Source organism: Microcoleus sp. PH2017_05_CCC_O_A (assembly GCF_020738785.1).
Lineage (GTDB): Bacteria > Cyanobacteriota > Cyanobacteriia > Cyanobacteriales > Microcoleaceae > Microcoleus.
The window spans coordinates 1-21,945 of the sequence record NZ_JAEQCB010000059.1 but is presented as its reverse complement, the minus strand read 5'-3'; the positions used below and the strand labels follow the sequence as shown (position 1 = coordinate 21,945).

Genomic DNA, 21,945 nt, shown 5'->3' with positions numbered 1-21,945 from the left:
CAAAACCAAAGAAACCGGGTTTTTTCGGAGATCCTTCGTTACAGCCGACATCAAGGGCAAAAACCCGGTTTCTGACCACCTGTGCATAAGTCCTATTTTATTTATTTACGGAATGTTTAGAGAGTTGAATGTAGAATTTCTCAGACTCTCTATTCTAAAGCGCGGCGGGTAAAAATGGCAAATCGCATATTTAAACTCTTAACTACTGATATTAAAGAACTGTGTTCCGCCGAAGCAGCCGAGGGAATCGGAGAAGCAGGAAAAGCAGCCGCAGAATTGGCGAAAATGTTCAAAGAACAAGGGCTAGATAATAGCAATTTGCTGCTAGAAGTTTTGAACTCTCCCTTAGCTCAAGTTGTGGGAACTGGATTGCCATTTGTCGGGATGGCGGCGAAACTGCTAGTATTTTTCATGGAAAAAACTCAAGAGCAGCCGACTTTAGCTGAGTGCATTTTCCTCGTCAGTCAGGCGGCTTATCTCGAAAGTTTTAAGGGATTTATTGAACAAGACGCAAGCTTGTTAAATCGCATCGGGCAAACTCCAGTTTCTGATAAAGTCAAACAGTTGCTTAAGAAACTGGCGGATTTGGAATTGAGCGATAAAGCAGCTAAAGAAACTGTGATTTGCTTCCGCGATTCGATGTTAGCTCAGGAATTTAACGCAGTGCTGTCACAGCGGCTGGAACAAGCCGGACTAGAAGGCAGTCAAGCTAAGATTTTGACAAAGAGAGTTGCTGCTAATACTCACCGTTATTTAATCGAAGCTTGGGCAGTTTCCGGCGATGCTATGAAACATCTCGGACAGCCTTCTTTCAGCGAATGGCGGGAGGAACAGCAGAAATATCAAAGTATTGACGAATACCTGGAAGAGCAGATTGCCGATAAGCCAAAAGAAAAAGTATTTGCTGAAGAGTTTACATTTAAGGATATCTACGTACCGCTGAAGGCAAAGCCGATCGATAAAAATGGCAAGCCCATAAATGATGCAGCAGCTTTCGATTTAGAAACTTGGGCAAAGCAATTGCTTGAGGATGAACAGAAACAAGATATGGTGATGTTCGTCGAAGCTGGACCAGGACGCGGGAAAAGCGTTTTTTGTCGGATGTTTGCTGACTGGGTACGACAACATTTATTTCCAATTTGGACTCCGGTGTTAATTCGATTGCGAGATATTCCCAAATTGCAAAATAGTTTTCTGCAAACGCTTAAAGATGCGGTTAATGCGGGTTTTACTAGCGATAATGGCTGGTTGACGGATAGAAATACGCGATATTTGTTTTTCTTAGATGGCTTTGACGAGTTGCTGATGGAAGGGAGAAACAGCGGAGGCTTAGAGCAATTTCTCAAGCAAGTAGGGCAATTTCAGCGTGATTGTCAGCAGAGTTCGGAAATGGGACACCGAGTTTTGATTACTGGCAGAACTTTAGCTTTGCAAGGGATTGAAAGGCAAATGCCAGACAACTTGGAGCGAGTCCAAATTCAGGTGATGGATGACGAACTACAGAAACAGTGGTTGAGGAAATGGGAAGTGCAATTTGGGGCTGCAAAAACCTCAGCTTTTCAGCAGTTTTTGGAAGATGAATGCTGTCCTGAACAGGTGAAATCAGACTTGGCGCGAGAACCGCTATTGCTTTATCTGTTAGCAGCGATGCACCGGGATGGAATCTTGAAAGTTGAAAATTTTCAAGGAACTAACAGCACTCAAGCAAAAATTTTGATTTACAATCAAGCGGTGAATTGGGTACTCACTGAACAGCGGTCTAAATTGCTCAATCGCGATTTGACAGAATTGGAAACAGAGGATTTGCGGCGCATCCTGACAGAAGCAGGGTTGTGCGTGGTGCAGTCGGGAGTGGAATCCGCTCATGTAGCGATGATTGAGGAACGATTGAAATCAGACAACTCGGTTAAAACTTTACTTGAAGAAGCACAAAAACAGATTGGCGATAATCCCCTGAGAAATGCTTTGGCGGTTTTTTATCTTCAGCAAGGCAGTAAAGACGGTTCTGTGGAGTTTGTACACAAGAGTTTTGGTGAATTTCTGTGTGCAGAACGATTGAAAGAAAGTCTGGAAGAGTGGACGGAACCGGGAAAGAAAGGTAGAGGATTTAATACTAAAGACTCTGATATGGACTGGGAGATTTATGATTTGTTGGGTTATGGAGCGCTGACGGAAGAGATTGTGGAATATTTGATGGGGTTGCTAACAACTCCGGCTGTTGCAGGGGAGGAAAGTCCGTTTCGCCCTGTGGAGTTATTCGAGCGTTTGGAAGATTTTTATCTGCGGTGGTGCGAGGGGGAATTTAGTGATGCGCCGCCGGAAAGTTTGCCTCAAAAGAAGCTGCGGCTGCTGCGAGGACAATTGAAAACTCAAGAATTAGGGCAGCGACAAATAGATATTTACGCTGGTTTGAATGTGATGATTTTGCTGTTGGAGTTGCACCGTTACGGTCAGCAGAGAGATGAATTGAAAGACACAATGGTGTTTTATCCCTGTGGGAAACCTAATACTGAAGGTAAACTCGACGATGCAAGTCGGTTGTTGCGTCTCATCGCTTATAGCTGTTGTGTTGGGGATTCTGGCTTTCTCCAAATTGTTGAAATATTTTTCAGCGGTGCAAACCTCAGCGGCGCAAACCTCGTCGGTGCAGACTTCTGGCACGCAAACCTCAGTGGGGTAAACTTCAGTGGTGCAAACCTCATCGGCGCAAACCTTATCGGCGCAAACCTCAGTGGGGTAAACTTCAGCGACGCAGACCTCAGCGACGCAAACCTCAGCCGCGCAAACCTCCACGACGCAAATTTCCGTGGCGCAGAACTCAGTGGGGTAAACTTCATTGGTGCAAACCTAAGTGGCCTAGACCTTATCGAGGCAAATCTCACCGAGGTAAACTTCAGTCGCGCAAATCTTAGCGAGGTAAACTTTAGTCGCGCAAATCTTAGCGAGGTAAACCTCAGCCACGCAAACCTCACCAATTGCACTTTTGGAGATATCCAATGGGATGAAAATACCAAGTGGGAGAATATTCGAGGTTTAGATATAACCGTTAATGTGCCAGAAGGGTTAAAGCAACAGCTAGGAATGCAGTAGAAACATTTTTCAAGGCTTGGCGGATCATTTTTATGAACAGGCAAGATGCCTGTTCCACAAAGAGTGGATTTTCTTGTGGGGTGGACATCTTGCCCGCCCCTAAAAGGCTTATTGATATACGAAGATCGATCGCACTTAATTCTATCCAAAAGCGCGATCTACCCAAAAGCGCGATCGCCCTTAACTCAAGCCACAGCAGCAGAACAGTTATTCGATCGCAATAATTCCAAAGCCTGCTGTCTTACCCTACCTTCCATCACCTCAGTTTGCAAGGTAATAAAAGCCTCAAAATCTTCTAAACCGTACTTAGTCATCTGCAACTGCTGGCGCAACAGTTCCTCGGCCTCAACCGTTAAATAACCCGTTTCCAAAGCTTTTCGGACAATTGTACTGATTAAACTCATAGTAATTTCACCCTGAAGACACGCACGTTATAAACAATGGAGTTTTATCACTTGACCAACTCTACATTGAGTTTGTTTCAAAATTACCTTGAAATACGGTTAAATCTACCTTAAGGCGTACTTGAGGGTAGTAGCTTTTGATACACACAACTCTAGGAATTTTAACTTTAGACCGGATAAAACAAGTATATTTACTTGGTATTTAACAACAGTCGCCATTCTCTGACACCAAAAGGAGGAACCAGCAACCCAGTTTCTTTTTCACCTTTCACAGGCAAACTCAACCTTAAAGGTTGATTGCTTTCCAGTTGTATAATTATTGATTTAAAATCATATTCTCCGACATTGATCGGCAAATCCGACTCGCTCCAAATATCCTTGGCTTTACCAATTTCGCGATCGCCCGCAGCAACAGTTAGCGCTACAGGATGCTGCAATTCTGTGCCGGGAAATCCTACTAATCTCAGGTTAAAGGAGTTTACCAATCCCGACTGTACTCGCTTATACAAAACCACTTGCCATGCTCTATCATGAGTGTCGCGCAGGCTTTGTACGGAGCGGAACATTACTCTGTCTGCTCTTTCTGGATATTTGTGAATTGAGGCGAAGGCGGGCGGGCTAATAGCTAGGATTAGATACAAGCACAAGCTAATAATAGTTATAATCTGGCGCCAAAAATCATTTTTTTTCATATTTAATACTTCCAACGAAGGTTCGGTTCGTAGTGAGGACTTTAGTCCTTCTTATTTCCAATCAGTTTCGGCTTGAGATAACACGTAAGCTGAAACATCAATAATTTGTTGTTCCGATAAACGATCTTTGTAACCGGGCATAATACCTTTACCGTTGGTTACTAGGTTGGAAATATTGGCGATGGAATCCATGCCGTATTTTTTTAAGGCTTTTTGTTTCAAGTTTTTGCCGCGCCTGATAATGTTGCTACCGTTGATGTGACAGCCTGCACAGTTGGTGCTGAAGACTTCGGGGGCGGTTGCGGTTGGCGGAGTTGTCGCTGTATCTGCGATCGCACTTTGGGAATTAGTGGCAATTTCTGCAAATGCCAGTGTCAGTATTAATAGGATGAGGGTGAGAATTTTTTTTAAGTTATTTGGCGAAATCATTTATTTGCAATTTTCTAATTACTGCTAGATTTGATGATAGCACTAAATCCATAACCGGAACAGGCAAGATGCCTGTTCCACAAAGAGTTAATTTTTATTCTATTTGTGGGTAGGGCTTCTAGCCCGCCCGAAAGGCTATATATTCATTCTTCCCAGTCGAAGGTGCGGGTAACTGCTTTTTTCCAAAACCGATATTTTTGCTCCCGAAGTGCGATCGACATTTGGGGTTCCCAAATACAATCCACCGCCCAATTATCCCGCAATTCGGCTAGTTGGCTCCAAAAACCCACCGCCAAACCAGCCGCATAAGCCGCACCTAGTGCAGTAGTTTCCGCTACCACAGGCCGCACCACAGGCACTCCCAAAACATCGCTCTGAAACTGCATTAGCGTGTGATTTCCCACCATTCCACCGTCTACTTTTAAAGATAAAAGCTGCACCCCAGAATCCTGATTCATCGCATCCAATACTTCCCGCGTTTGCCAAGCTGTCGCTTCCAATACTGCGCGCGCAATATGTGCCTTAGTTGCGTAGCGAGTTAAACCTGCAATTACTCCCCGCGCGCTGTCTTGCCAATAGGGCGCGTAGAGTCCAGAAAAAGCAGGTACAATGTAAACTCCGCCACTATCTTCGACGGTATTTGCTAATGTTTCTACTTCCGCAGATGTGTTGATGATGCCCAAGTTGTCGCGCAGCCACTGGACTAATGCTCCGGCGATCGCAATACTGCCTTCTAAAGCATACACAGCGGGCGATTCTCCCATCTTGTAGGCGACTGTTGTCAGCAATCCGTGGTTTGAAGGGACGATCGCCTCACCAGTATTCAGCAGCATAAAACAGCCCGTACCGTAGGTATTTTTCGCCTCCCCAACACTGAAACAAGTTTGCCCAACCAAAGCTGCCTGCTGATCGCCCAAAGCAGCAGCAATCGGAACATTTTCGAGCAATCCTTTTGCAAGTCCAAAAACTTGACTGGAAGGGCGAATTTCTGGCAACATCCGGCGGGGAATTCCCATGATTTCCAAAGTTTCCGCATCCCAATCGAGGGTTTGCAAATCCATCAGCATTGTGCGGCTGGCGTTGGTAACATCGGTAATGTGCGTGCCGCCGGTGAGGTGCCAAATTAGAAAAGAATCGACATTGCCAAAAATCGCATCACCTTTAATTGCCGCTTCCCGCAATCCAGCGATATTGTCCAGCATCCACTTAATTTTGGGGCCGCTGAAATAAGTTGCTAGCGGTAAACCGCAGCGCGATCTAAATCGATCTTTGCCGTCAACTTCTGCTAAGCTAGTACAAATTTGGTGAGTCCGGGTATCTTGCCAAACAATCGCATTTCCGTAGGATTTTCCCGTATTCTTATCCCAAACAATAGCAGTCTCGCGCTGGTTGGTAATGCCGAGGGCTGCAATATCTTTCGCATCGATATTACCGATTTCCAGGGTATTTTTAATTACGCTTTGGGTTCGCCGCCAAATTTCCTCGGGATTGTGTTCCACCCATCCCGGTTGTGGATAGATTTGCTGGTGTTCTTGTTGGTTGCTGCAAATTATCTGTCCCAGGCGATCGAATATGATAAATCTGGTGCTGGTGGTTCCTTGATCTATTGCTGCTACGTATTTTTGAGACAAGAGTTTAAAACCTTTTTAAGTAGAAGAGAGGGTTGACAGTTGACAGTTTAGGTACGTAGTTGTGCTTGGGCGCTCTTTATAATATTAGGCAAGAGTGCTAATATCGAAATTACGTGCCTTGCCCCAAACGCGAGCCGACCTTTGAGCGCTACTTTTGGTGGTTTTATATTTTATATATCCTATCTAATAATAAAACCACCCTACTTAATTAAAGTGGGAGCGAATTCAGGAGCAGCTTCATATAAAATTGATATTAGCGTTCGAGTCTTTAAAGTCTATGATAATATGTAAAAGTCAAATTAATGTCAAAATTTTTAGTTTAGGGAAGTCCCTGCTTTGAAACTAGCAGAATTGCTCAGACTCGATCGCACAATTAAGGTTATTGGCTTTGACGACGCTCCGTTTTCTCGTACCAGCAGTAGTTTGGTGTCGATCGCAGGCGTGGTCTGCGGGGGGACTAGATTTGAAGGAATGGTCTGGGGACAAGTCCTCCCAGACGGATTAGATGCCACCGACGTAATTTGTCAGCTACTGCTAGGAGGGAAATTTTTACCGCAATTGCATCTCGTTTTGTTGGACGGAATTGCTTTCGGCGGCTTCAATATTATTGACCTTCCCAAGTTAGCATCGCGGCTGCAAATTCCTTGCGTTGCTGTCATGCGCCGCCAACCAGATTTAGCTGCTGTTGAAAAAGCCCTCGGTCATTTCTCAGATTCGGAATACCGTTTAGAATTGTTGCGCCGCGCTGGCAAAATTTACGCTTTTGAACCTTTCTTTTTTCAAGTGTGCGGCGAACAACCGGAAGTAATTGCACTGGTACTCCAGCGTTTGACTGATACTGGTAAGGTTCCTGAAGCTTTGCGTTTGGCTCATTTGATTGGGGCGGCTGTGATTACTGGTGTTAGCGGTAGTTCGGCTTGAATTTATTATCGGCAATTTAATTTACCGCCATAAAAAAGGTTCGTAGTGAGGACTTTAGTCCGCATCATTTATTATAAAACAAAAAGGTTCGTAGTGAGGACTTTAGTCCGCATCATTTCTTAGAGGACAAAAAGGTTCGTAGTTAGGACTTTAGTCCGCATCATTTCTTAGGAATGAGAATTAAATAACTTACAATTTTAATTATTGTGGTATGGGCGTCCCGCCCGTCTATAAAGGACGGGCGGGACGCCCATACCACTTTTAAGAGTGTAAATTATTTAATTCGCGATCCTTAGAGGACTAAAGTCCTCACTACGAACCTATGGGGATACGGATTTAAGATTATTTAGCTTCCGACAATCTCGCCCTCAATTTCACCGAATTCGATTTTAATTCCCAAGGCCAAAGTTAGGGTACTTTCAGGTTCAATCATTTTCATGTCGCCTTGACTGTCTGTGGCCCACCAAGAGCGATTGCTCAAATTGATCAATCCTAAGGATAACTCGTTTGGCGATCGAGAATTCACCAGCGCTACCACGCCGCTAGACGCCGTAGCCGTTAAACTCGGGATGTCAGAGGTGAATAGCTGAGTACCCGCAGTCAGAGGGATAACTCGACTTCCCAATGTCAGCAAAAATTGACCGTTGGCAAAAGCATTGGCTGGCGATGCTTGTGATAAAATAGTCGGCGTAACCCGAGCGGAAGTTGCAGTAGGCAAGTCAGAGTTTCCAACTGTAATTGTACAGTTACCGATTCTCTTTTGGTCGCCCGATCGCAAATAACTCACCGCCCCGCTATCAAAATTCTCGCAAACAATTTGACCCCCTTCCAATTGAAACCGCATCGCTAAAGGCGAAACATGAGGAATGTAGATAATAGACAAATTTTCATCGCTACCAAAAGTCACCGGTTCCGCACCAATAGTCAGAGTGCGATTGGTTCCGCTATCGTAACTAATTACCAGCCAAGCTTTGTTAAACAAAGTTTCGGCCACAACTAGCATAATTCCAATCCAAAAGCCGATCGCACCACAGCCAGCTAAACGGCCCGCCGTACCCGACAAAGTATAAGCAAACAGAATAAACAAACAACCGCCCAAAAGACCTCCCACACCGCCACCACCCGCGCCGCGCAGCATTCCTAAATTAGGAATGCGTTTAGAAAGTCCAAGTCCTAACAAACCGCCAGCTATTCCCCAGCAAATCACTCGCAATAGTTCATTTTCGCCGTCGCCAATCCCGCTAAAAATACCTTCAGCGATTGCTCCAGAAATAGCCCCCGCAATTACACCAAACAATCCGCCATTTTTTAAAGATTGTTTGATTTGGGGCTTGCCTTTGATATAGTAATAGTAGCCGAACATAATTGCAGTAGCAATTCCGCCGCCTACCAATCCAAACCAGCGAGATGTGGACAATACACTGTCAAAAACAGATGTTGAATCATTGAGATGGTGCATGAAAGGTTCAGTGATGAGATTGCCGGCGAAACCGCCGACAGCACCGCTAATCCCAAACTGCAAAGCTTTTTTTAGGGCTGATAGATTTCTTTTCACGGCGCACCTGGTTAAAAGTGAGAGTCGATCGATTTTGGATTTTAGATTTTGGATTTTAGATTTCACCGATGAGTCTGGAAAATTGCACCTTAATCTAAAATTTGGGTTGCTCCGCGTCCGAGTGTGGGAAACTTGTATCCGTTTTTGGACGAGAGTCAAATTTAGCTACAAGCTTAAAAGTCACCATTTCCGATCGACACCTGTCACCCCTCAGTCTTCCGCACCTCTGTTTGACACAGAAGTTTTTTAGCCTCGCGCCGTCGCCTTCGGGACAAGCCGCTGAAGGTTCGATGGCTGTAATCCTTGCTGATATAAGATTTTAGCGATTTCTTGACTTTGAATTTTTAACGAATTAGACGCCACCGAGGGCCCAAAAATGAAAAGGAATGTTACAAACTATTACGGTAACACTCAGAATGTGAACATAATGCCTCAAAATACTTGCGAGAGGTAGTTGCGTTAGAGAAGCAATATCCTGACTAACTGCCGAACAGTCACTCGATCGCCACTTACGGATCTGCTGCAATCTCGATCGTAGATTAAAGATCGCATCAATCATTTGTGGTATTCTAAGCGACAGGCTCAGTGCGGCCACAAAAAAACGCACCGGCGTGAAGAACGAGCGTCGTCAAACAGCGAAGGCAGACACCCGGTAACAACTTCAGCAGTTGCAGGCTGTGGAAAGTCCACCCTTCCCCGTCAAAGCTCCAGCCACCAGCGAAGCGAAAGGTACGGGATGAAAGCGCCCGAACGTCGCTAGTTCAACGCGGAGCAGTTCGCAATTGCAAAATATCCAGCGGGTACACACAAGATGAGTATCGTCACCAAATCAATCGTCAACGCAGACGCTGAAGCTCGTTACCTGAGCCCAGGCGAATTAGACCGCATCAAGAGCTTCGTCACCTCTGGTGAACGCCGCGTCCGCATCGCCCAAATTTTGAGCGAATCCCGCGAACGTATCGTCAAAACAGCCGGCGACCAACTTTTCCAAAAGCGCCCTGATGTTGTTTCTCCCGGCGGCAACGCTTACGGCGAAGAAATGACCGCAACTTGCTTGCGCGACTTGGATTACTACCTGCGTTTGATCACCTACGGAATCGTAGCTGGCGACATTACTCCGATCGAAGAAATCGGTATTGTCGGCGTCCGCGAAATGTACAACTCTCTCGGAACCCCGATTGCAGCAGTTGCCGAAGGCGTCCGCGCTATGAAAAATGCAGCTTCTTCGCTGCTCTCTGGAGAAGATGCTTCCGAAGCTTCCTCTTACTTCGACTACGTTATCGGTGCGATGCAGTAAGGAATTTAGGTTTTTGATTATAGATTTTTGATTGAACAATCGAGGGTTACTGATAACAAGCCAAAAGCTTTTGCAGATAATCAACTACTTGTAAATCTCAAATCCCCAATCCCAAATCTAAAATTCTAGCTCCAAAATTGGACTGACTCAGCCACTTTCTAGGAAACAAGACAACCATGCAAGACGCAATTACCGCCGTTATCAATACCTCTGACGTTCAAGGTAAGTACCTGGACAGCAGCGCATTAGACAAGCTCAAGAACTACTTCGCTTCTGGTGAACTGCGCGTCCGCGCCGCTACCGCCATCAGCGCCAATGCAGCCACAATCGTCAAAGAAGCAGTTGCTAAGTCTCTGTTGTACTCTGACGTAACTCGTCCCGGTGGCAATATGTACACCACTCGTCGTTATGCAGCTTGCATTCGCGACTTGGACTACTACCTCCGCTACGCCACCTACGCCATGCTAGCTGGCGACCCTTCCATCCTTGACGAGCGCGTGCTCAACGGTTTGAAAGAAACCTACAACTCCTTGGGCGTGCCCATCGGTTCTACCGTACAAGCAATCCAAGCAATGAAAGAAGTCACCGCCGGTTTGGTCGGTTCTGACGCTGGTAAAGAAATGGGCGTCTATTTCGACTACATCTGCTCTGGCTTGAGCTAAATCTAAGGAAGAAGGAAGAAGGAAGAAGGAAGAAGGAAGAAGGAAGAAGGAAGAAGGAAGAAGGAAGAAGGAAGAAGATTTATTTCTTACCTCCTTTAACTCTTAACTTTTAACTTTTAACTTTTAACTTTTAACTTTGGACTTATTACCTTTAGCTTTGAAAGAAGTCAGGGAAATTGAGAGTGATTGCTAGACCGTCAAAGGCCAGTCGAGAACGCCCGACGAGTTTTAACGAGCTAGTTTTGACTCCTAACTCCCTGACTTCAATCTTTTTAAAATCCATCTAAAAATCTGTAAACCTACTCAGGAGTTTGTTTCCCATGAGAATGTTTAAAGTGACTGCTTGCGTCCCCAGCCAAACTCGCATCCGCACTCAGCGCGAATTGCAAAATACCTATTTTACTAAGCTCGTTCCCTATGACAACTGGTTCCGGGAACAGCAAAGAATTATGAAAATGGGCGGCAGAATTATTAAAGTGCAACTGGCTACCGGTAAGCCCGGAGCTAATACTGGCTTACTTTAAAATCCGAGAATGGATTGATAGAGGGGAAGAGGTCGCGATCGACCTCTTTTTTTGTTTGTTATGATTTTAGCTAGGCTGTTCCACATTAAAATTGGATATTTGAGGCGGGCTAGAAGCCCACCCCACAAGAGGTTGATTATTTCTTGACGTGCAATTTAAATGCTAATTAGCTGATAAGACTTATGCACTCGCCCACAAATAAACCGGGTTTTTAAATCGACATTGAGGGTTTTAAGCAAATATTTGGCTAAAAAACCCGGTTTTTGACCACCGCGAATTAAGCTGGCGTGCATCTGATGTTTACAATCTTGTTTCTTGAAATTCTTGTGGGGTGGGCTTCTAGCCCGCCCCCAAATTAAATTCAAATGCACAACAGCTTAACTAATGATAAAGTTCGCGAGCTCTTAAGCTCGCACTCATAACTCATAACTCATAACTAATGACTAATGATATTCGACGCTTCATTCCATTTTTTGACCCCAGCGCGTCGCAATGGGCTGCGGAGGCCCGATGGCTGCGGTGGCTGACTTTTTTGTGGCTGTTTGTAGGGCTGACAGCATTGTTTTCAGCTTCCTATCCCATTGCCAATTCCGAATTGGGAGACGGCCTTTACTATTTTAAGCGGCAACTAATCGCAGTGGCGATCGGGCTGGCGGGCTTTAACTTAATGGTTTACTCCCCCCTGCGTTACCTGATGAAAACAGCTCAGTTGGGCATTCTGGTGCTGCTGGGAGTGCTCTGGTTGACCTTAATTCCGGGAGTGGGAACCACAGTCAACGGCGCAACTCGCTGGATATCTCTGGGCCCGGTGCCGATTATTCAACCTTCTGAGTTGATTAAACCGTTTTTCGTTCTGCAAAGCGCCCGCATTTTCGGCAACTGGCCTCGATTGACGAATAAAGTTCGGTTTACTTGGCTGTTAATTTTCGGCGCGATGCTGTTGGGCATTTTATTGCAGCCGAATTTGAGTACCACGGCTTTGTGCGGGATGACTTTGTGGTTGGTGGCTTTGGCGGCGGGCTTACCTTACTTGCAGTTGGGTGGAACGGCTATAGGGGGAATGCTGTTGGCGGTTTTAAGTATTAGTTTTAAGGAATATCAGCGCCGCCGGATTATGTCTTTTCTCAATCCTTGGGCTGATGCGATGCAGGATGGTTATCAGTTGGTTCAAAGTCTGCTGGCTGTGGGTTCTGGCGGGATTTGGGGCGTTGGTTTGGGGATGTCTCAGCAAAAGTTATTTTATTTGCCGATTCAGTACAGCGATTTTATTTTTGCTGTGTTTGCTGAGGAGTTTGGTTTGGTGGGAGGTTTCTCGCTGTTACTGATGTTGGCGGCTTACGCTACTGTGGCTTTGAGGGTGGCGATGCGGGCGCGGAATGCTGAGTCTCAGTTGGTGGCGATTGGGGTGATGGTGGTGATGGTGGGACAGTCGCTGCTGAATATTGGGGTGGCGACGGGGGTTTTGCCGACTACGGGTTTGCCGCTGCCGTTTTTTAGTTATGGCGGTTCTTCGATGGTGGCGAGTTTGTTGTTGTCGGGGTTGCTGATTCGGGTGGCTAGGGAGAGTTCTGAGGCTGAGGTGGTTTCTCTGGATGGACGGCGGGGACAGCCGTCCAAGCCGAAGTTGCGATCGACCAACGGCAATACACAAGCTGAGTAATTTGTCAAGTTATTTCCGCTAAAACAAGCCCATGAATAAGACGGTATAGACGCGGTTTCAACCGCCGTTTTATCTATTGCCGCCCGTCACCCTTATTTGGCGGTTCTTCTTGTTTTTCTTGAGGTTTAGCTGTGATATCAGTTAATTCTTTTTTGTCTGGTTTTGGTGTTTCTGGAGTTGAGTTAGCCATTGGTTTATTGTTTAAGTAGATGCACCGTTTAATTATATCTTTTTTGACTGCAAAGGTATTGCTGTAGATCGCGGGAGCAATATCGAGACCAACAATTCTCATGCAGTGGGGTTTGATAGCCAATACTCGAAGACTTTATGTAGAGTGTAGATGCGAATAGATAGATGTCGGTTCTAGACTGCTTGAGGGTTGCAGCCAAACAAATCGGAGGTGGACGCAAAAACACCTTTATTAAGTATTAAATGCCGATCGCCATCTCGACTGATTAACCCTTGCTGCTGCAATTTTCCCAACATTCGCGTTACCGTTACGCGAGTCGTGCAAATAGTATTAGCAATATCTTGATGTGTCAAGCGGATGCTCAAACGAGTTCCCTCAACCACAGGCTGACCGAAGTCCTGTTGCAATAATAGCAGAAGTTGATACAAACGGTCTTCTACTCGGCGCTGTCCGGCGATCGCCAAAATTGATTCCATTTGTCGCAGCCGCCGCACCATTTGAGGCAACAACTCGTGAGCCAATTGAGGAGAAGCTTCAATTTCCACCATAGAATACCACATCAAATAAACGTCTGATGTTGCCGTAGCTCGGTAAGTCTGCAAGGAAGTCAACCACAAACCGAAACACATCGAAGGCCCCACCCAACCCAAAAGTCCTTCTTCTCCGGTGGGATAAAGGGTACTCAGTTGTGCTAAACCTTGACAGACGCGCCAAAGGCCTTGGGACATTAAAGGAATGGTTTCGCCCTTTGCATAAAAATGCAAGTTTCGAGTTGCTCCTGTGTTATGCTGGACTTCCGCTAAAAGTGCTTTCGATGTTGGTGGCATATCCGTTATTTCCAGCTAAAAAACATTAGTGTGAGACCTAGCGATCTCACTCTAACCGACCCAGGTAAAGGTTAGGTGATCGTTAGGTTAGCGGGAGTATAAGCTTTATCTACATTCAAATTCTGTATCAACAATTACTCAAGCTATGAGTGTGACATTGCTCAGAGTATCGTCGGAATATGTAATTTAAATGCTCAATAGCTTAAATTTTAAACATTATTTGAATCCCAATACGGTTCAGTTAAGACTGTCAATATAGATAAAATAACGATGTATAAAATAGACTTTGCGATTGCTTTCCTACGGCTCACGTTCATAAGATGGTTCCTTGCAACGACCAAAAAATACTAACCAAGCGTATTGAGTTAAATGCGAATTTGATATCACATACTCTTAAACTTTCAAGGTGATTAATTGAGCAATTTCTTCAGTCTAAAAATCTAAAGCCATCTGCTTTCGACTTCGGGAATTACTTGCACATCATCAAGTTCGGTGACTGCTTCTTCAAATCTGAGCCAGCGAACAACAGCGGTAAATGCGTGACAGCGTGCAGGAATGTCCCGCGCGATCGAATATTCGCCAAAAACCAGGCGTTGCTGATTTACGGTATGAAAGGCTAAATATGCCAGTCATAGAAACCAGTATCGACAAAGCTTGGGGATTTTCAACTTATTTTTTTTCATACCCTGATTAAGCAACGCAATTTTTATATGATGAGAATAAAACGGCATTGCGTCGCAGCCCCCGCACCCTGAGGAGTCGTGAAGCTCGATCGCCCTTCCGAACTGACCATTTGCTGCGACAACCTTCAAGAACTTCTAAAATAGTTCCAGCAGTATCAAAAGACAAGTCAGGTTTTTCATGGCCGATCAATTAATTCGCGCTACAGCCGCAGATGGTGGAATTCGCGCTGTAGCCGTCATTACCACCCGCCTCACCGAAGAAGCAAGAGGGCGGCACAAGCTCTCCTACGTCGCTACAGCAGCCCTCGGACGCACAATGTCAGCAGGGCTGTTACTCGCTTCCAGCATGAAGCGGCCCGAATCGAGAGTCAACATTCGCATCAAAGGAGATGGGCCCCTAGGCGGACTTCTGGTTGATGCGGGACTTGATGGCACGGTTCGAGGTTATGTCAGCAATCCCTCAGTGGAATTGCCGCCCAATGCTAAAGGCAAACTTGATGTCGGCGGCGCCATCGGTGACGGCTATTTGTATGTGGTGCGCGACGCTGGATACGGCTTCCCTTACTCAAGTACGGTAGAATTGGTTTCCGGCGAAATTGGGGACGATCTGACTCACTATTTGGCAACCTCGGAACAGACTCCTTCGGCTCTGGTTTTGGGGGTGTTTGTGGGGGCGGCGGGGGTGCAAGCTTCTGGGGGCGTGCTGTTGCAGGTTATGCCGAAGGCGGCGACGGATGAAGAACTTGTGCAAACTCTAGAATCTAGGGTGACTGCACTGTCGGGCTTTACGCCGTTGCTACAATCGGGCAAAACGCTGCACCAGATTCTGGAAGAGTTGCTGGGTGATATGGGCCTGGAAATTTTCCCGGAAACTCAGATGGTGCGCTTTCACTGTGGCTGTTCGTTCGATCGAGTTTTGGGAGCTCTGAAAATGTTGGGTGAAGCCGAACTTCAAGACATGATCGAAAAAGATGGCGGGGCTGAGGCTACTTGCCATTTCTGCAATGAGGTTTACAAGGCTAACACCGAGGAACTTGCCGAACTGATCGGGGATTTGCGATCGAATTCCGGTTCTTGAGACCATAATGTGTAATTGGCTCTATTGAGTGCGAGTTGGGGATGACCGAAAAACCAGGAGCAAGCCCCTGGCGACCGACTTGGGGATAAGCCGGAGGCGACTTCAGTCGCCTAGAACTCTACGTCGAGGAATTTGAATAAACGGAATATTATTTATTCAGGCTGGTTGTAAAATGGTGCAATGTTGAATCTCACCTACGAATACAAACTCATTCCCACCGACGCACAACGCGAAACTATCGACCAGTGGCTGACTATCTGCCGCAAGGTCTACAACTTTGCATTGCGAGAACGGAAGGATTGGGTGAACTCCCGTAAGTGTGATGTCAACTCATGCAGCATCCGGCAGGAATACATTATCCCCGCTGATGCACCCCGTCCAACCTTTGCGCGGAGCGTGCAAAACGCTTTCCCAGGCAAAGCAGTTGATTCCTGAACTGAAGCTACCTCATACCCATGTCTTGCAACAGGTGTTGCGCTTTCTTAGAGGCAGCGTTTGTGGCGATGTGCGATCGGGGGCACGGGTTTCCTAGGTTTAAAAAGCCGATGCGCTCATTTGTGTTTCCGCAATTAAACCTAGAATCCGTTCAACGTTTTGAGGGTGCAGACTGGGTTAATTTGCCTAAGATTGGCCCCGTCAAGATACATCTATCGCGCCCGATTTTAGAGGGGTTTGAAGTTAAGCAAATTCGTATTGTGAAGCGAGCATCTGGTTACTATGCCATGCTCACTTTGCAATGTGATGTTGAAGTTCCTCAAGCATTGCTATCGGGACAATGGGTCTAAAGCCCCGTCCTTATAGGACGGCTTTAATTATTCCTGACTTTTTTGGCAAAACCTAGTATAATAGAGCAAGAACAAAAGTAAAAAAATGAAAGCAAGGTATCAATACAGATTTTATCCAACCGACCAACAAAAACAGAGCTTGGCTCAATTATTTGGTTGTGTTCGAGTGGTCTGGAATGATGCACTTGCACTTTGCAAGCAATCTGAAAAGAAACCCAAATCAGCAGAACTTCAGAAACTAATAATCACTCAGGGTAAGCAAACAGAAAAGAGGGCATGGCTGAGTGAAGTATCGGCAATCCCCTTACAACAGTCAATAGCAGACTTAGAGACAGCGTTTAAAAACTTCTTTGAGTCTTGCAAGGGACAAAGAAAAGGGCGCTCAAGCGGCTATCCCAATTTCAAAAAGCGCGCAAACAGTCAGTCTGCAAGATTAACTCGCGGGGGGTTTTCAATCAAGGGAGATGGGGTTTATTTAGCCAAGATTGGAGTTGTTAATCCAGTCTGGTCTAGGAAATTGCCGTCAGTTCCTAGTTCTGTAACCGTTATCAAAGACTGTGCCAATCGCTATTTCTTAAGCTTTGTTGTAGAGATTAATCCCGATCTAGTCGAAGCCAAAAACCACAGCATCGGCATCGATCTGGGCATTAAAACCTTTGCAGTAATGAGTGATGGAACATCAGCTCAAAGCCCAATCTACAAGCAGCTAGACCGAAGAATTCGCTCTCTTCAACGCAAGCTAGCAAGGCAACTCAAAGACTCAAAACGCCGAAATAAAACCCGGCTTCAAATTGCCAAACTGCATAACCAAATTGCAGACACGCGCAAAGACTTCCTGCACAAACTGTCAAGCAAAATAGTTAACGAAAACCAAGTAATTGTTTTAGAAGATTTGAACGTGTCTGGCATGGTCAAGAATCGCAAACTTGCGCTTAGCATTAGTCAGCAAGGATGGTATGAGTTTAGGGTACTGTGTGAGGCTAAATCTGAACAGCTAGGCAGGGAATTTAGGGTAATTAGTCGCTGGGAACCTACCAGTCAGGTGTGTGCAGATTGCGGGTTTAAGTGGGGCAAATTAGACCTCTCTATTCGTTCGCTGTTGTGCCTTAATTGTGGCACTCAGCAAGACAGGGATTTGAATGCTGCGAGAAATATAGAAAAAGTCGGGATAGGGCATTGCCACGACTCTAAACGGGCGCAGAGGGGACGTAAGACTACTTCGGTAGCAGACCCCTGTGAAGCGTCAAGAATCACCGCACTTTTAGGGCGGTGAGTATGTCAACTAATCACGAAATTTTGTTTGGGGCGTTGTGGGCGATGGCGTCGGGCCCCGCAAGCTACGGCTCTTGCAGTGTTCCGCCTGCAGGAGTATTTCATTCAGTTGACAGTTGACAGTTGACAGTTGACAGTTGACCTCTACCTAGAAGGAAGTGGATTGGAGTAATGAATAATCTTCTTTTAAATTATCCCCATAAGGGATAGGCTTGAAACCAATTCTTTCTGGTAAAAGTGATGGATACATTCTATAGAGCAGTGGATATCAGCGATCGCAGTTTTAAAATAACTAACACTGGCTGGTTGCTGTTTGTGGTGAGCGGAGATTTATGAGTCAAGATCGCAAAACACCAGGCCGTTGGTCTGCATCAGAATCCTTGGAGTCAAAAAAGGATACTTCCTCGCTAGTGCCAATTCCAGCCAGGAAAAATCGCGCTGAGCGACTTAAAGAAATCCGAGATTTGGTTACTTCAGGAAAACTGCCGGGAGGGCATCTGGAACAGCAGCCGAAAGAGTCTGGAGAAAACTCGCAACCGCCACGTGACCCCTATCGGCTGTGGCGCTTCTGGTCGAAAAAATGGCAGTTTTGGCTGGCGGTGAGTTTGCTGATGTCGGTGGGTATGGGGTTTGTGGCAATTTCGTCTTTGCTAAACCTAACCTCGCAGTCGAATTGCTCGAAGATTTTTTGGCCGACGGCTTCTGCTAACGATCGCTTTTTTTGCGCTCAAGAAGCAGCCAGCAAGCGGACGGCGGATGATTTGCTGCGCGCGATCGAATTAGTGAATGCTTTGCCCCAAGATCACCCGCTACGATCGAGAATTAACGGTCAGATCGATCGCTGGTCGCAGGATATTCTCAGGTTGGGAAATTCTAGTTTCCAAGAAGGAAAGCTGGATGAGGCGATCGCGATCGCCCGCAAGGTTCCTCAAGACGTTCCCGCTTACGCTGCGGTGCAAAAGCAGATTGAAAAGTGGCAGTCAACATGGAGCGATGCAGAGAAACTTTACCGCACGGCAGAAGACCACTTGCGTCAGGAAGAGTGGGGGCTGGCTTTCCGCCAAGCTACTCTGCTGTTGGATACGGGAAATACTTTTTGGGAATCGACGAAGTATGAGGAACTCACTAAGGTAATTCAGACGACAAAGGCTGAGGGTAATAAGTTGGTAAAAGCCAGGAATACAGCCTCGGAGGGAGGGCTGGACAATCTGGTGACGGGGATTAAGCTGGCTCAGGGCATCGATCAAAAGAGTTATTTGTATCAAGCTGCCAATAAGCTGATCGCGGAATTTAGCAAGAAAGTGATGGCGATCGCCCAAAAACGCTTGCAAGCAGGGGATTGGCAGCAGGCGATCTCGATCGCTAACAAGATTCCAGAGGCTGCAAATTTAAAGGAACAAGTACAGGATTTTAACGAGTTGGCTCAGGCTACGGCTCAGGCTTTGACCGGCTCTGTTGATGGTTTGTCTAAGGCGATCGATCTCGCTCAAAAGTTGAAAGACGGCCGCCCTTTGTACAAACAAGCTCAAGATTTAGTCGGCCGCTGGCAGCAAGAAATGGCTGATGTGAAAATTTTGGATTTGGCAAGTAGGCTGGCAGCGCCGGGAGGGGTCAAGGACTTGAGGGCTGCGATCGCCCAATTGCAAACAGTCCCGGAATCAAATCCCCGCTCTAAGGAAGCTCGGACTCAAATCGATCGCTTGAGCCGTCAAATCGAACTGCTAGAAGACAGTCCCTACCTGCAAAGAGCTAACGATTTAGCGACTACCGGCGATCCAAATTCTCTGGAAGCAGCCGTAGCTCAAGCTTCTCGGATCGGCCAAGGAAGAGCGCTTTACGGGGAAGCTCAAACCAAAATTCAAGCTTGGATCGAGAGAAGACAGCGCCTTCAAGACCAGCCGTTTTTGGAGAGAGCTCAGCAACTAGCGGCTAGGGGTAATTTGGCCGAGGCCATTGAGATGGCACGCCGGATTCGATCGGGACGGGTGCTATATGAGGAAGCTCGATCGAACATTCGGACTTGGGAAGCTCAATTGCAGGGCGAGCAAGGCTTGCAGAGCGCCCGTCAGGCCGCCCAAGCGGGAACTGCTGACTCCTTGCAAGCAGCAATTACGCTAGCCCTTCAGGTACCCGATACGAGTTCGCTCCGCTGGCAGGCTAGTGAGGCGATCGAGGAGTGGAGCCAGCGAATTTTGGCGATGGGTGTGGAACAATCGTCGTCGGATCTGGCTGGGGCGATCGCGACTTTAAAGAAAATTCCCTCCGGTTCTCGGGCTTTTGAGCAAGCGCGATCGCAAATCAAAATTTGGGAGGAATCGCTGAATCCTCCGGCTGCTGAGTCACCGACTGTGGCTCCCGAACCCCCGGAAACCGAGCCACCAAGCCGGTCTCCGAGCCGTTAGGCTATAGCTGGTAAAAGTATAGTCATCTATTACATGACATGGGAGGCATTGAGTCCCTCCCCTTTCGCTTTCACTTTGAGCGGATTAACCCGCCTCGGCTGAGCTACACAGCTCCCTATCCCATCGCTAAAAGCATTTGGGATTGCTTTTCTTAAGATATTATAAGACCCATTAACATCGGCATTAATCAATCGACCCAACGACGTTTTGTACAATCCTCTCTTAATTCGCGAACCGCTAAATGTGACATCCTGAGATCCAATATTTCCGTAGACAGGAATTGGATCTAAATTCAGAAAATTAAAGTCGGCGACCCCCTCACGAGAGCCGCCGCTCTCCAAAACCGTGCGTGAAAATTTCTCTTCACACGGCTCCTCAATGACTCGGTGATTGTCACTCATACCGCGTTACCAACATATCCTCTTTCCAGAACCATTCTGTACGTGAAGGTGGCTTAGGTTTAACACTTTTACAGCTAGATTTTGTACCCCGACTGCCATCTGTAGCAGTCTTTATATCGTGGCAATGCCTGTGAAGTAAGTCCCAGTTGTCATAAGAATCCTTTCCACCTTTCGATTTAGGAATTCTGTGGTCAACTTCCATGACATCTTCGTCTCGAAAATGTAATCCGCAGTGAGAACATTTACCCTTTTGAATCTTAAGAAGTGTTGTCACTCTTTTGGGACTTTCAGGGTGTTTTCCCATTCTTATACTCCAATACACCAGGTTTCCGTCGTATGGTGACGATTCGCCTTTAACTTTGGCATGGTCTATGATTTTTATTTGACCATGTTTACGTAACCGGAGAGGGTTAGTCCCTTCTTCCCTGATTGCGAATACCCAGTGATCATTGCCTATGGTTTGCCAGTATTTATTTGACACCCATGTTTTCGATTTGTGATGGCGATGATTTGCCCAAGCTCTGAGTTTTTGATACACCAGTGAGTCTAATTTATAGAAGACTTTGCTACTTGGAACCGTTCGGTAATAATTAGCCCACCCTATAATTAGAGGATTTAACCTCTTAATTAAATCTGATTGAGATTTGGCTTTGTGGATGTCTATTATTCTTGCGATTTCTTTGAGGTGTATCTTAACTTTTGTCGGGCTTGGGGTGATGATTGTGCTGAAACCCAGTAGTTCACCTTGGGGATTTTTCCCGCTAGTATATTTGCCAGATGGATATTGCCTGACTTTGAATCCCAGGAAATCAAATCCTGGAGACTGTCCATCATGGCTGCTCATTGTGTGAGCTATCCTTGTTTTACTGAATTTTAGCTCCAAACCCATGCCTTTTAGCCATTCAGAGATTATCTCTTTACACTTTTGAACAACGGTTAAATCTTCGTGGAGAATTACGAAGTCATCGGCGTATCTTATTAAGGATATGCTTTTACATTTTTGTTGCCAGCTTACTTGCCCTTTTCCTGTTGACTTTTTGATGTCCAAGGTTTTGGCAAATTCCTTAATTCGATGTTCCATCCCGTGGAGAGCTATATTAGCCAGTAGTGGAGAAATAACTCCACCCTGTGGCGTACCCTCAAGTGTTGGAAACAACTGCTGTCCGTCCATCACCCCCGCTCTGAGCCATGCCTTGATTTGGCGGCGCAAAAGCGGGAATGTATTTAATTTTTTAAGCAGTGCTTCATGGTCGATTTTGTCGAAGCATTTGGCGATGTCCGCATCTAGCACATATTTTTGCTTATACCTAATCGCATTAAATATTGCCCCGATAGCATCTTGGCACGAGCGATTAAAGTCGGCGACCCTCTCACGAGAGCCGCCGCTCTCCAAAACCGTGCGTGAAAATTTCTCTTCACACGGCTCCTCAGTGACTTGGTGC

The 21,945-nt window shown here is 46.2% G+C and carries 21 protein-coding genes and 1 pseudogene; 12 read left to right on the top strand and 10 right to left on the bottom strand.

The features are described 5' to 3' along the window. The first annotated feature begins 174 nt into the window (after positions 1 to 174). Positions 175 to 3,090, top strand: coding sequence for a pentapeptide repeat-containing protein (locus tag JGK20_RS15145; RefSeq protein ID WP_293231100.1), 2,916 nt, complete (start codon positions 175 to 177; stop codon positions 3,088 to 3,090). A gap of 185 nt (positions 3,091 to 3,275) precedes the next feature. Here JGK20_RS15145 and JGK20_RS15140 read toward each other — a convergent pair whose 3' ends face one another. The 4 genes from JGK20_RS15140 to glpK form a co-directional block, all read right to left on the bottom strand. Continuing rightward, the gene (locus JGK20_RS15140) at positions 3,276 to 3,494 is read right to left on the bottom strand and encodes a hypothetical protein (protein WP_293175722.1); all 219 of its coding nucleotides are present in this window, start codon (positions 3,492 to 3,494) and stop codon (positions 3,276 to 3,278) included. Positions 3,495 to 3,685: 191 nt separating this feature from the next. Then, complete coding sequence (locus JGK20_RS15135; RefSeq protein WP_293211147.1) at positions 3,686 to 4,186, bottom strand: DUF3122 domain-containing protein; 501 nt, start codon at positions 4,184 to 4,186, stop codon at positions 3,686 to 3,688. Positions 4,187 to 4,237: 51 nt separating this feature from the next. Beyond that, positions 4,238 to 4,615, bottom strand: a complete 378-nt coding sequence (locus tag JGK20_RS15130; protein ID WP_293231098.1) for a c-type cytochrome — start codon at positions 4,613 to 4,615, stop codon at positions 4,238 to 4,240. A 143-nt stretch (positions 4,616 to 4,758) separates the two neighbouring features. Then, positions 4,759 to 6,246 carry a glycerol kinase GlpK gene (gene glpK, locus JGK20_RS15125; RefSeq protein ID WP_293216944.1) on the bottom strand — a complete coding sequence of 496 codons (1,488 nt, stop codon included), beginning with the start codon at positions 6,244 to 6,246 and terminating at the stop codon, positions 4,759 to 4,761. A gap of 336 nt (positions 6,247 to 6,582) precedes the next feature. On the opposite strand from glpK, the gene JGK20_RS15120 reads away from it, so the two are divergent. After that, complete coding sequence (locus JGK20_RS15120) at positions 6,583 to 7,167, top strand: DUF99 family protein (RefSeq protein ID WP_293175713.1); 585 nt, start codon at positions 6,583 to 6,585, stop codon at positions 7,165 to 7,167. Between the two features lie 346 nt (positions 7,168 to 7,513). Here the strand turns inward: JGK20_RS15120 and JGK20_RS15115 are convergent, their stop codons facing one another. Further along, a complete protein-coding gene (locus JGK20_RS15115) occupies positions 7,514 to 8,722 on the bottom strand; it encodes a hypothetical protein (RefSeq protein ID WP_293175711.1) in 1,209 nt (402 codons plus the stop codon). A 352-nt stretch (positions 8,723 to 9,074) separates the two neighbouring features. Beyond that, positions 9,075 to 9,281, bottom strand: coding sequence for a hypothetical protein (locus JGK20_RS15110; RefSeq protein WP_293175709.1), 207 nt, complete (start codon positions 9,279 to 9,281; stop codon positions 9,075 to 9,077). 252 nt (positions 9,282 to 9,533) lie between these two features. Between JGK20_RS15110 and apcA the strand changes: the two genes are divergently transcribed. The 4 genes from apcA to JGK20_RS15090 all read left to right on the top strand — a co-directional run bounded on the left by apcA (position 9,534) and on the right by JGK20_RS15090 (position 12,865). Further along, positions 9,534 to 10,019: an allophycocyanin subunit alpha gene (gene apcA, locus JGK20_RS15105; RefSeq protein ID WP_265234273.1), complete on the top strand. Its 486-nt coding sequence runs from the start codon at positions 9,534 to 9,536 to the stop codon at positions 10,017 to 10,019. A 176-nt stretch (positions 10,020 to 10,195) separates the two neighbouring features. Beyond that, positions 10,196 to 10,681, top strand: coding sequence for an allophycocyanin subunit beta (apcB, locus tag JGK20_RS15100; RefSeq protein WP_293144548.1), 486 nt, complete (start codon positions 10,196 to 10,198; stop codon positions 10,679 to 10,681). A 320-nt stretch (positions 10,682 to 11,001) separates the two neighbouring features. After that, positions 11,002 to 11,205, top strand: a complete 204-nt coding sequence (locus tag JGK20_RS15095; protein WP_006634929.1) for a phycobilisome linker polypeptide — start codon at positions 11,002 to 11,004, stop codon at positions 11,203 to 11,205. Positions 11,206 to 11,644: 439 nt separating this feature from the next. Then, on the top strand, positions 11,645 to 12,865 hold the full coding sequence (locus JGK20_RS15090) for an FtsW/RodA/SpoVE family cell cycle protein (RefSeq protein WP_293175707.1): 1,221 nt from the start codon (positions 11,645 to 11,647) through the stop codon (positions 12,863 to 12,865). 73 nt (positions 12,866 to 12,938) lie between these two features. Here JGK20_RS15090 and JGK20_RS15085 read toward each other — a convergent pair whose 3' ends face one another. Further along, positions 12,939 to 13,157: a hypothetical protein gene (locus JGK20_RS15085; protein ID WP_293175705.1), complete on the bottom strand. Its 219-nt coding sequence runs from the start codon at positions 13,155 to 13,157 to the stop codon at positions 12,939 to 12,941. Positions 13,158 to 13,228: 71 nt separating this feature from the next. Continuing rightward, on the bottom strand, positions 13,229 to 13,882 hold the full coding sequence (locus tag JGK20_RS15080) for a Crp/Fnr family transcriptional regulator (RefSeq protein WP_293175703.1): 654 nt from the start codon (positions 13,880 to 13,882) through the stop codon (positions 13,229 to 13,231). Between the two features lie 535 nt (positions 13,883 to 14,417). Here JGK20_RS15080 and JGK20_RS15075 point away from each other — a divergent pair. The 6 genes from JGK20_RS15075 to JGK20_RS15055 all read left to right on the top strand — a co-directional run bounded on the left by JGK20_RS15075 (position 14,418) and on the right by JGK20_RS15055 (position 20,102). Further along, positions 14,418 to 14,576, top strand: a complete 159-nt coding sequence (locus JGK20_RS15075) for a hypothetical protein (RefSeq protein WP_293175701.1) — start codon at positions 14,418 to 14,420, stop codon at positions 14,574 to 14,576. Positions 14,577 to 14,743: 167 nt separating this feature from the next. After that, entirely contained in the window at positions 14,744 to 15,643 is a 900-nt protein-coding gene (gene hslO / locus JGK20_RS15070; RefSeq protein ID WP_293189771.1) for an Hsp33 family molecular chaperone HslO, read from the top strand. 180 nt (positions 15,644 to 15,823) lie between these two features. Further along, on the top strand, positions 15,824 to 16,078 hold the full coding sequence (locus JGK20_RS34535) for a helix-turn-helix domain-containing protein (RefSeq protein WP_293175697.1): 255 nt from the start codon (positions 15,824 to 15,826) through the stop codon (positions 16,076 to 16,078). Positions 16,079 to 16,098: 20 nt separating this feature from the next. Continuing rightward, the gene (locus JGK20_RS34530; protein ID WP_325314819.1) at positions 16,099 to 16,428 is read left to right on the top strand and encodes a hypothetical protein; all 330 of its coding nucleotides are present in this window, start codon (positions 16,099 to 16,101) and stop codon (positions 16,426 to 16,428) included. Between the two features lie 85 nt (positions 16,429 to 16,513). Then, positions 16,514 to 17,701: a transposase gene (locus tag JGK20_RS15060; protein ID WP_293175695.1), complete on the top strand. Its 1,188-nt coding sequence runs from the start codon at positions 16,514 to 16,516 to the stop codon at positions 17,699 to 17,701. A gap of 331 nt (positions 17,702 to 18,032) precedes the next feature. Further along, positions 18,033 to 20,102, top strand: a complete 2,070-nt coding sequence (locus JGK20_RS15055) for a hypothetical protein (protein WP_293204522.1) — start codon at positions 18,033 to 18,035, stop codon at positions 20,100 to 20,102. A gap of 29 nt (positions 20,103 to 20,131) precedes the next feature. Here the strand turns inward: JGK20_RS15055 and JGK20_RS15050 are convergent. Both JGK20_RS15050 and JGK20_RS15045 read right to left on the bottom strand, forming a co-directional pair. Beyond that, positions 20,132 to 20,404: pseudogene (locus JGK20_RS15050) on the bottom strand (RNA-guided endonuclease TnpB family protein); the annotation flags it as partial. Positions 20,405 to 20,495: 91 nt separating this feature from the next. Further along, on the bottom strand, positions 20,496 to 21,945 hold a 1,450-nt coding region (locus tag JGK20_RS15045; protein ID WP_293231095.1), incomplete at its 5' end, for a reverse transcriptase domain-containing protein.

Coding starts and splice junctions, on each gene's coding strand:
- JGK20_RS15095 (WP_006634929.1), top strand. CDS start 11,002: ATGAGAATGTTTAAAGTGACTGCTTGCGTCCCCAGCCAAACTCGCATC.
- JGK20_RS15060 (WP_293175695.1), top strand. CDS start 16,514: ATGAAAGCAAGGTATCAATACAGATTTTATCCAACCGACCAACAAAAA.
- JGK20_RS34535 (WP_293175697.1), top strand. CDS start 15,824: ATGTTGAATCTCACCTACGAATACAAACTCATTCCCACCGACGCACAA.
- JGK20_RS15080 (WP_293175703.1), bottom strand. CDS start 13,882: ATGCCACCAACATCGAAAGCACTTTTAGCGGAAGTCCAGCATAACACA.
- JGK20_RS15075 (WP_293175701.1), top strand. CDS start 14,418: ATGCGTGACAGCGTGCAGGAATGTCCCGCGCGATCGAATATTCGCCAA.
- JGK20_RS15130 (WP_293231098.1), bottom strand. CDS start 4,615: ATGATTTCGCCAAATAACTTAAAAAAAATTCTCACCCTCATCCTATTA.
- hslO (WP_293189771.1), top strand. CDS start 14,744: ATGGCCGATCAATTAATTCGCGCTACAGCCGCAGATGGTGGAATTCGC.
- JGK20_RS15140 (WP_293175722.1), bottom strand. CDS start 3,494: ATGAGTTTAATCAGTACAATTGTCCGAAAAGCTTTGGAAACGGGTTAT.
- JGK20_RS15090 (WP_293175707.1), top strand. CDS start 11,645: ATGACTAATGATATTCGACGCTTCATTCCATTTTTTGACCCCAGCGCG.
- JGK20_RS15110 (WP_293175709.1), bottom strand. CDS start 9,281: ATGATTGATGCGATCTTTAATCTACGATCGAGATTGCAGCAGATCCGT.
- apcB (WP_293144548.1), top strand. CDS start 10,196: ATGCAAGACGCAATTACCGCCGTTATCAATACCTCTGACGTTCAAGGT.
- JGK20_RS15135 (WP_293211147.1), bottom strand. CDS start 4,186: ATGAAAAAAAATGATTTTTGGCGCCAGATTATAACTATTATTAGCTTG.
- apcA (WP_265234273.1), top strand. CDS start 9,534: ATGAGTATCGTCACCAAATCAATCGTCAACGCAGACGCTGAAGCTCGT.
- JGK20_RS15085 (WP_293175705.1), bottom strand. CDS start 13,157: ATGAGAATTGTTGGTCTCGATATTGCTCCCGCGATCTACAGCAATACC.
- JGK20_RS34530 (WP_325314819.1), top strand. CDS start 16,099: ATGTCTTGCAACAGGTGTTGCGCTTTCTTAGAGGCAGCGTTTGTGGCG.
- JGK20_RS15145 (WP_293231100.1), top strand. CDS start 175: ATGGCAAATCGCATATTTAAACTCTTAACTACTGATATTAAAGAACTG.
- JGK20_RS15055 (WP_293204522.1), top strand. CDS start 18,033: ATGAGTCAAGATCGCAAAACACCAGGCCGTTGGTCTGCATCAGAATCC.